The organism is Microcystis sp. M53603_WE2 (assembly GCF_030065435.1).
Genome location: NZ_JASJFF010000287.1, coordinates 1 through 8,882 on the forward strand (window position 1 = coordinate 1; position 8,882 = coordinate 8,882).

Sequence of the window (8,882 nt, forward strand, 5' to 3'; positions counted from 1 at the left end):
ACTTCGAGTCGTTTCCGAACTAACCAAAATCTATCCAATTACCGATATTTACTTTGAGTACATCAAAGCCGATATTGATCTAACTTCTGGTAGAAAAGGAGCTAAGTCTGGAAAAGGTTTCTCGTCGGTTATGGTCGGACAGAAATGGGCAATTGAGCAACTGTCTCAATTGGCAACAGTCCATACTCGCTTTGGTTGGCAAACCTCTAATCTCAGAAAATATTTGGGACTAGAAAAGTCCAAAAATAAAGCAGAACAATCACCAGAAAGTCATGCTAACGATGGCATTGCTCTTGCCTGTTTTCAGTTTTTAGATTATTGGCCATTTCACAATTCTAATGGTCATGGATATGATTGGAAGGGTTATGTTAAAGTAACGAACGCTCCCTTTGCTGTCATCAAACGTCCTCCTATTAGTCGTCGTCAACTTCACCTGATGGTTTTTTCTACAGGTGGTAAACGACGTAAATATGGTGGCTCTACCACAGGACATGGGTTCCGTAAAGGAGATTTAGTTTCTTCTCCCAAAGGGATTGGTTATGTCAGTGGAGATACCGAAAAACAGCTATCTGTAAGCGATACCAATGGTCAACGATTGGGACAGATAGCTGTTAGCAAGATTCAGTTAATTCGTCGTTCTAACGGTTTAATTGTTTCTCGCTAACTTATATAAAGCCGCCCTCCGCTATCGCTAAAGGGCGGGGTTTCAGACCCAGTTTTTCGATGACCAGACTAAGTATTGATCGCCAGAAAAAAAAGAATAAACAAGGCCAAACAAAAGCTGATAGTCCCCCGCTTAACATCAAAGAGAAACTTGCCCTCAAAAAAGAAGAAAGGCAAAAGAAACAAAAGTTAACGGGGTTGGTTATTTTTGCTATTTGTGTAGCAATTTTGCTCGGATTACCCCTCAGCTTATTATTTGATGCCACGATAGGAGCTGCAGTAAGTTTAGCCTTAATTTTAGTAGTTTTCTCCTTTAGCTATCCTCGCATGGCTCTTTGGGCATTTATTATCTATGTCCCCTTCACTGGCACTATCGTGTATTGGTTGGGAGGTAGTTCAATCCTCCAGCTTAGTAAAGATATCTTTTATCTACCCGCTTTAATCGCCTTAGTTTTAGAATGTCGAAAAAAGCAATTACCGATTATTGTCCCCAAACAATTAGGTACAACCCTATTATTAATCTTTGTTTTCTGTGTAGTTTGTCTATTAGCCGTCAATTTGCAGAGACAATTTCTGCCTACTTGTGATTCCGTGGCTGGGATGAGTATCTTTAGGGATGGTCGTTTGGGCGGGATTCCCTGTCGGGAAAGTGAGACTTTTCTGCAAGGAATATTAGGATTTAAAGTTTTGCTGGGTTATGTCCCCTTGATCTTCTGCACTTATTACTTAATCAAAGACAAACCGACCCTATTATTTTTTAGTCGTCTTTTAGTGACTTTAGCGATTATTTGTTGTGTCCTAGGACTAATGCAATACTGGATGCTGAAAACCGGTCGTTGTGTAGGAACTAGAGGCTTTGTAGCTGATGCACTATTCAAAGCCCACTTAGATGCAAGGTGTTTGGTTGGTGGGGCATTAGTGTATAGTCCGGAAGTGAATATGATCCGCCTACCAGGTACCTTTGTTTCTCCCTGGCACTGGGCTTGGTTTTTGGTCTCTAGTGCCGTAGTTTGTTATGCCAGTGCCTTTAGTGAAATTTCCCAAAAATGGCGACTAGCAGCCCTAGTGGGTTTAACCCTAGTTTTTATTAATGCATTGATATCTGGGCAAAGACTAGCTTTCTTTGGTGTACTGATAATTATTCTTCTGATCCCGATTCTTACGGGACAAATCGCTAACTTAAAACGATTTTTGCCGATCATTTTTGCCGCCACTTTACTTCTAGCTATCGGTTTTTCTTTCCTTGACCCGGATTTTGTCCAACAACGCTACGATAGTGCCATCAACCGTTGGCAACAGGCTCCCCCCACCCTTTTTATTCAAGAACAGTTGGATTTTGCTATTCGTAATCAGGGCGGTATTTTAGGTCGTGGACTTGGTGTGGCCACAGCTTCTGCTAGGGTTTTCGGTAATATTTCCTTTGTGGAAACCTATCACACTAAAGTTTTATTCGAGTTGGGATACATTGGTTTTGCCTTGTACATGATATTCATGACCCATCTAGTTTATCTGGCCTTCCGCACCTATCGTTCCCTCAAAGATCCCACTCTGCGGGGTTTTGCCGGTAGTTATTGGGTTTTGCTGCTCTTTGTTGCCTATCTTCCCTATTGGTATGCCCTCGATACGGATCCTGTGGGCGTTTATTACTGGATATTTGCGGGCGTAATTTTTAGATTACCCGTGATCGAAAAACAGGAAAAAGAAGCCAAAATTCTGGCGGGGGAAACCGCCACAAAATCCTCCAAAAAGGGCTTAAAATTTAAACGCAAAGGTGTTTCTTTAGCTTGAAATATAGGTGTTGGGTTTTAGGGTGTTGGGGTTTTAGGGTTTTAGTGGAAATTCCCCCATTCCCCCATTTCCCCACTCCCCCACTTCCCCACTCCCCCACTCCCCCATTCCCTGCTATGAATTTTCCCTCGATTTCTGTCATCATACCCACCTATCGACGCGAAGAGCCTCTTAAAGATACTCTCGATGACCTGCTCAAACAAGATTATCCCGATTTTGAGGTGTTAGTTATCGACCAAACCGCTACCCACAGCCCCGCCATACAATCCTATCTGGAAAATCTGGCTAATCAGCACAAAATTAGCTGGTATCGGCTAGATTGGGCGAGTTTACCCGGTGCCAGAAATTATGGAGTCCGTCGCGCCCAAGGCGATATCGTTCTTTTTATCGATGATGATGTGCGGCTACCGGATAATTATCTCAAAGCACATAGTGAGAATTTTGTCAAGAACCCTGAGATAGGTGTAGTGGCCGGTCGGGTATTTGATCGCATGAAATTGGGTGACTCCCAAAAAATGGTGACAGATACCGGCAAACCCTACGAAATCGACTTTTTACCCCCCCAAGCGATGGATCCGGGCATTGCTTGGTATTACATCGATCTTGTCCACACCACTAAACCCCAGCAGGTAATCTCAGCCCGGGGCTGTAATATGTCTTTCCGTAAGGATATATTTACGAAATACGGCATTTGGTTCGATGAACGCTTTCGTGGCAGTGCCGTGCGCGAGGAATCGGATTTTTGCTTAAGGTTACGCCGGACTCCCTATCATGTCTGGTACGATCCCACCGCTTATCTGGTTCATTTAGGCGAAGAAACCGGCGGCTGTCATGATATTAGCACTCGTTCTTTGAGTTATCAGACGACTTTTTATCATAATCACTTTCTGATGGCCCTGAAAAATCTCACTCCCGCTCAACAATTGCGACTCTATGCTAAATTATTTGATTGTCACGTTCTTGGCAATCCTCCCTGTAATAAAGGTGGTTCCCCGATTAAAATACTCTCTAGGGGAATTTTTTATAGTTTAGGTTTTCTTGATGCTCTGAAAACTCAAGTAAAGTCCCTCTGGAATGATGGCCAAATTTATACAAAACTAGATAATCTATGAGAATTTTAGTCGCTAGTCATACCTATATAGTTGATCTCAACTGTGAGAAACTGCGCGCCCTGACAAGATTAAATCCCAATATTGAAGTTACTATTGTTGTTCCCCAACGTTGGCAACCGGGAGGAGTCCAAAATAAAATCATTGAAAGTCAACCGAAAATAGCTGATAATTTCCGAGTCATTCCTATCTCTAATTTTAGCCAGAATAACCAAGCTTTATTAACTTTTGGTGCTGATATAATTCCTTTATTGCAGAAATTTAGACCCGATATTATTCAAGTGGAACAGGGTTCTAAATCTCTCGCTTATGCTCAATTTATTACTCTGAATCGTCTCTTAAATCTCCAGGCTAAAAATGTATTTTTTACTTGGTGGAATCTTCCCTATACTCCTAAATTTCCCATCTCTTGGTTAGAAGCTTATAACCTGAAAAATACCGATGGTTTAATCGCCGGTAATCAGGACGGAGTAGATGTTTTAAAAGAACGGGGTTACAGGGGTAAATACACAGTTTTACCGCAATTAGGAGTGGATGAAGTCCTTTTTTCCCCTGACAAGCAACCCGATTTAGCCCGATCTTTAGGCATTGAAAGCGATGAATTTGTGATTGGTTTTGTCGGTCGTTTTGTGGAAGAGAAAGGCATTATAACGCTGATTAAAGCTGTAGCTAAATTAACAGGTAAGTGGAAATTATTACTGTTAGGTCGGGGAATCCTGAAAGATAAAATAGTCAGCGAAGCTACAGCCGCAGGAATAAGCGATCGCTTGATGATAGTGGAAAGTGTTCCCCACGATCAAGTAGTTAATTATATTAACCTGATGAACACTTTAGTTTTGCCTTCAGAAATCACCTATCAGGTCAAAACCTTAACTGCCGTCGGTTGGAAAGAACAATTCGGTCATGTCTTAATTGAAGCTATGGCCTGTCAGGTTCCTGTTATTGGTTCTGATTCGGGAGAAATCCCCTTTGTTATTGCTGATACGGGTTTAATTTTTCCCGAAAAAGATGGGGAGGCACTGGCTAAATCTATACAAACTCTCTTAGATAATCCCAGCTTCGCTCAAGAATTAGGCCAGAGGGGTTATCAGAGGGTAATGACCAATTATACTAATAAAGCCCTCGCTCAAAAACAATTGGATTTCTATCAACAATTACTCCCTCGATGATGGGAAGTGGGGTGTGGGGTGTGGGGTGTGGGGTGTAGGGTGTAGGGCGTGGGGAGAATAAAGCTGCCTCCTGCCTCCTGACGACCGACTCCTGATAACTGATAACTGATAACTGATCACTGATAACTGATCACTGATAACTGATCACTGATAATGATTCACTCCCCGGGTAAAGTAGCGGTTTCTAACCAAAAAGCCTCGATATTTTTGACAATTTTGAACAAATCGTTGAGATTGCGCGACTTGGTTATATAACAATTAACGTGCAGTTCATAGCTATAAAAAATATCCTCCTCGTTGCGAGAAGTGGTTAAAACCACCACAGGAATTCTTTTTAAACTGGGATCGTTTTTGATTTCCGCTAACACCTCCCGTCCGTCTTTTCTGGGTAAATTCAGATCGAGAAGAATCAGATTAGGACGGGGAGAATCGAGATACTCCCCTTCTCGACGCAGATAATCCATGGCGTTGACACCATCCCTAACGATAACTAATTCGTGCGGGACGGTGCTAGTTTTTAATGCCTCTTGGATGAGGCGAATATCAGCTTTGCTGTCCTCCACTAATAAGATAATTTTGTGTGGCACGTCCTCGCCAGCGCTCACGCTCGTTACCTCCTAGGGGAATTGTAAAACAGAAAACCGCTCCTTTGCCTAATTGGGATTCTACCCAAATTCGTCCGCGATGACACTCGATAATTTTCTTGCAAATCGCCAAACCCATACCTGTGCCGGGGTACTCGTCGCGGGTGTGTAGTCGTTGGAAAATCACGAAAATGCGTTCGGAAAATCGGGGATCGATACCAATTCCATTATCGGTGACAGAGAACAGCCATTCCTCCTCTTGACGTTGGGCAGCAATATGAATAGTGGGAGTTGCTTTTCCCCGGAATTTAATGGCATTACCGATGAGATTTTGGAACAATTGCATTAACTGGGTTTTATCTGCCATGACAATTGGCAAAGGATCAACGGTGATTATAGCTTGACTTTCCTGAATTCTCCCTTTCAGGTTAGCGAGAGCTTTTTCCAGTGCCAGATTAGCATCGATGGTATTAAACTCTACCGCCTGCATATCCACTTTCGAGTAAGCCAGCACATCATCTATTAATGTTTGCATCAAACTGACACCTTCGACGGCAAAAGTAATAAATTCTTTAGCATCTTCGTCCAGTTCTTCGGTGTAGCGCATTTCTAGCAACTGCACATAGTTGGCGACTTGATTGAGGGGTTCCTGTAAATCGTGGGAGGCGACGTAGGCGAATTTTTTTAATTCGGCGTTTGATAGTTCCAAATCCCGCGCTAAACGGGCCAATTCATCGGCTTGTTTTAAGATGATATTGACGATCGCTTTTCGTAATTCTAGTGCGGCGTTAATTTCTACTGCTTTCCAGGGGAAAGATTTGAGGCGAACGGTTTCTTTCCAGAGGGAGAAAGATTTACGCGGACAGAGACGAATATCACCATCTATGGCAGTCGTTTCGATCGCTTTACCCGGATCACCACCCCAGTTCACGGTTTGAATTACTTCCGGACGAAACCAGAGGAGATAATTACGTTTAGAAATGGGAATTGCTAGTAAACCACTGGCAATGTCTTTAAACTTACCCGCATCGGCATAAATTCGCGGTAAGGAATTGGTATAGTAAACATCTTCATGGACGTTTTTTTCTAGCCAAGTAATCAGATAATTTAGTTCTTCTTCGCTCGGTGTTACTCCAATTAAGGTATAATTGCCGCCTAAACAAATAGCAGCTCCCGTGGCTTTAGTTAGATCGAGCAGATTCGGTTTATGGGCAATTAATCCATCAATAAAGTTATTAGCTTCCGCCATATAATCGATTAATTGCGATTGCACAAAGGTTAATTTTACTCGATAGTCATAATCCTCGGTTTCTTCCCGTGCCGATATTTCCGAGAAAATTACTCTTCCTAAGAACTCACAAGCTTTACGGAGTTCGTAGGGTACATATTTAGGGGTGCGGTGATGACAGGCAATAATGCCCCAGAGACGTTTATTTTCAATCAGAGAAATGGTTAGAGATGCTCCCACTCCCATATTATGCAGGTATTCTAAATGACAGGGAGAAGCACTTCTAAGACTGGACAGGGTTAAATTTAAGGGTTGTTGGGTTTCGGGATGAAGACTAGGCACTAGATCGACGGGTTCAGAGGTAGCATCGGGAATCTGTCGAATCCAATTAGCACTTAATAAATTTCGTGCCGGGAGAGGGATATCGGAAGCGGGATAACGTAAACCGAGATAGGGTTCTAGTTGCTCTATTTTGTCTTCTGCTATCACATCACCGTTATCTTCTTCGTCGAATTTGTATAACATAACTCGATCGAATCCTGTCATTTTTCGCACTTCTTTAACGATGATATTACAGAAATCTTTCAGGCTACGGGTGGCTTCAAGTTTATCGATCGAAGTTTTGGCTAGGTGATAGAATCTCAGGAAAGGAATGTTTTCATAGGAAATAGCTGGTTCTAACTCTAAAATCAGCATTTGTTCGGCGTTGCGGTGAAAAATAGCATCAAAGACAGCAAAATCATCCCCTTTAACCCGCGCCCAAATTTTGGAGGGATTGATAGCATCAAAATCGTTATTTTCTATGGCTGATTTTAGAGGATCGATCTGAAAGGGATCGAAGATTTCCTCTAGGGTTTTACCGATAATTTCCCCCGGAGAAATACCCAATAAACTGCGGCTATTACTGCTAGTTTGGCTGACTTTTAGCTCCGGTTCGCTGAGAACTAAAAGCACCCCGTGCGGTTGAATTCGGTTATAGAGATGGATCGGTTCCCGTTCGATCGAAGTTGGGTTAATTGTCTCGGTTAGAACTTCCATGTGTATTGCCCCCAGAGGATTTTTGCCAAGTTGAAAACTCTTTGTTTATTAAAACTATTTCTTCTCACTTTCAGGGAGCGATCAAGAATAAATTTACTTCTCTTAATCCCAGGCCATCAAAAGTAATAAAACTTTAATTAATCAGTTATCTATCGATCGAGCAGTTCTGTTCAGTTCCCTTTATTATAATCAGTTTTTCTCTGAGAATCTAGGGTAATTTGTTAAGAATTAAGATTTAATGTTACAAGGGACAGATAATTCTTAATAAAAATATACAGTAGGGTGTGTTAGCGAAGCGTAACACACCAAAATCTAAGATTTAAATATGATAGCAACCCTTTTTTGTTAATTACCTGGAGGTAAAATTTTGAACATTTCTGCAAGCTTATAACTATTTACAAGGAGACTAATTGGCGGATTAATCTTTTGTGCTTTTTCTGGAACTATTTTTGTGAAAAATTCCTGCAACTTTTGGGATATATTGTTCTTGGTTTCCTTATCTTCACCTTCGACTTGATTAATTCCCACCTCGGTGAGGGTAGCCAAAATTTCCTTGCGAAGACCATTATAGCCAACGATGTAAAATTTGTTAAGAGCTTCTAGGACTTCATTTAATTTAATCAGCAGAAATTGTTTAAACTCTTGCGTAATTTTGCTATCGTCAATCATTTGAATTAAACCTAAGATTTCTTCCCTTAACCTGTTCAAATCCTCTTTGCTTAAATATATTTCCTCAAAATCTTCTACACAAGAAGGAAGCCAATGTAGAGCGTACCAGTCAGGAGAGTTTAATGGCTGTAAGAAAGAATTTGACCAAGACATTTCAAGTCTTGAAAATACACTAATTAATTCATCCTTAATTTGTTTCATAAGTTCTTTATAGGAAGACTGTTTTCTTGAAGGAAAATATTGTAGTTGATCTTCTATATGATAAATAAGCTGTAGTAATTGAATCAACCCTTTCTGAACAGAATCAGTGTCATTTTTCACTTCCATTGCTCTTGCTAAAACTGCTTGAACTGATTCGTCAGTTTCGTCTGGAGAACATCTTTGTAGGATAATTAATAAACGTTCGGCTGGATTATGAATCGGTAGAGTAGATGATTCCATAAATTTTATCAAAGGCTAGATAGGTGATATATAGAACAATAATATTGTAACCTAAGTACCTAGGCAAAATTAATTACATACTCGCCTCCAAAATTGTCCAGCACTTTTTTAACGTAAGCGAGGAGGCTCTTTCGGTCTTTATAGGCGCTAAATTCAATCCATTCATATTTTAAAAATCTCCATAATATTTCAA

At 41.1% G+C, this 8,882-nt stretch carries 7 protein-coding genes and 2 pseudogenes; 4 read left to right on the plus strand and 5 right to left on the minus strand.

Annotated features, from left to right (window positions below):
* The 4 genes and pseudogenes from PX481_RS06205 to hpsO form a co-directional block, all read left to right on the plus strand.
* Positions 1-664 (plus strand): annotated as a pseudogene (locus tag PX481_RS06205) (RRXRR domain-containing protein); the annotation flags it as partial.
* Between the two features lie 59 nt (positions 665-723).
* Positions 724-2,451, plus strand: coding sequence for a hormogonium polysaccharide biosynthesis protein HpsL (gene hpsL / locus PX481_RS06210; protein ID WP_288024169.1), 1,728 nt, complete (start codon positions 724-726; stop codon positions 2,449-2,451).
* A 116-nt stretch (positions 2,452-2,567) separates the two neighbouring features.
* Complete coding sequence (gene hpsN, locus PX481_RS06215) at positions 2,568-3,563, plus strand: hormogonium polysaccharide biosynthesis glycosyltransferase HpsN (RefSeq protein WP_002758135.1); 996 nt, start codon at positions 2,568-2,570, stop codon at positions 3,561-3,563.
* The gene (gene hpsO / locus PX481_RS06220) at positions 3,560-4,729 is read left to right on the plus strand and encodes a hormogonium polysaccharide biosynthesis glycosyltransferase HpsO (protein WP_002758136.1); all 1,170 of its coding nucleotides are present in this window, start codon (positions 3,560-3,562) and stop codon (positions 4,727-4,729) included. Before hpsN ends, hpsO begins: the two co-directional genes overlap by 4 nt.
* On the opposite strand, the gene PX481_RS06225 is transcribed toward hpsO, so the two are convergent.
* From PX481_RS06225 to PX481_RS06245, 5 genes and pseudogenes are all read right to left on the minus strand, one after another.
* Entirely contained in the window at positions 4,715-4,849 is a 135-nt protein-coding gene (locus tag PX481_RS06225) for a hypothetical protein (RefSeq protein ID WP_288094010.1), read from the minus strand. The two genes, hpsO and PX481_RS06225, sit on opposite strands and share 15 nt — an antisense overlap.
* A gap of 38 nt (positions 4,850-4,887) precedes the next feature.
* On the minus strand, positions 4,888-5,334 hold the full coding sequence (locus tag PX481_RS06230; RefSeq protein ID WP_002758488.1) for a response regulator: 447 nt from the start codon (positions 5,332-5,334) through the stop codon (positions 4,888-4,890).
* Complete coding sequence (locus PX481_RS06235) at positions 5,273-7,579, minus strand: sensor histidine kinase (protein WP_002758487.1); 2,307 nt, start codon at positions 7,577-7,579, stop codon at positions 5,273-5,275. Before PX481_RS06235 ends, PX481_RS06230 begins: the two co-directional genes overlap by 62 nt.
* 345 nt (positions 7,580-7,924) lie before the next feature.
* A complete protein-coding gene (locus PX481_RS06240) occupies positions 7,925-8,689 on the minus strand; it encodes a hypothetical protein (RefSeq protein WP_288027499.1) in 765 nt (254 codons plus the stop codon).
* 59 nt (positions 8,690-8,748) lie between these two features.
* A pseudogene (locus PX481_RS06245) lies at positions 8,749-8,882 on the minus strand (IS630-like element ISMae24 family transposase); the annotation flags it as partial.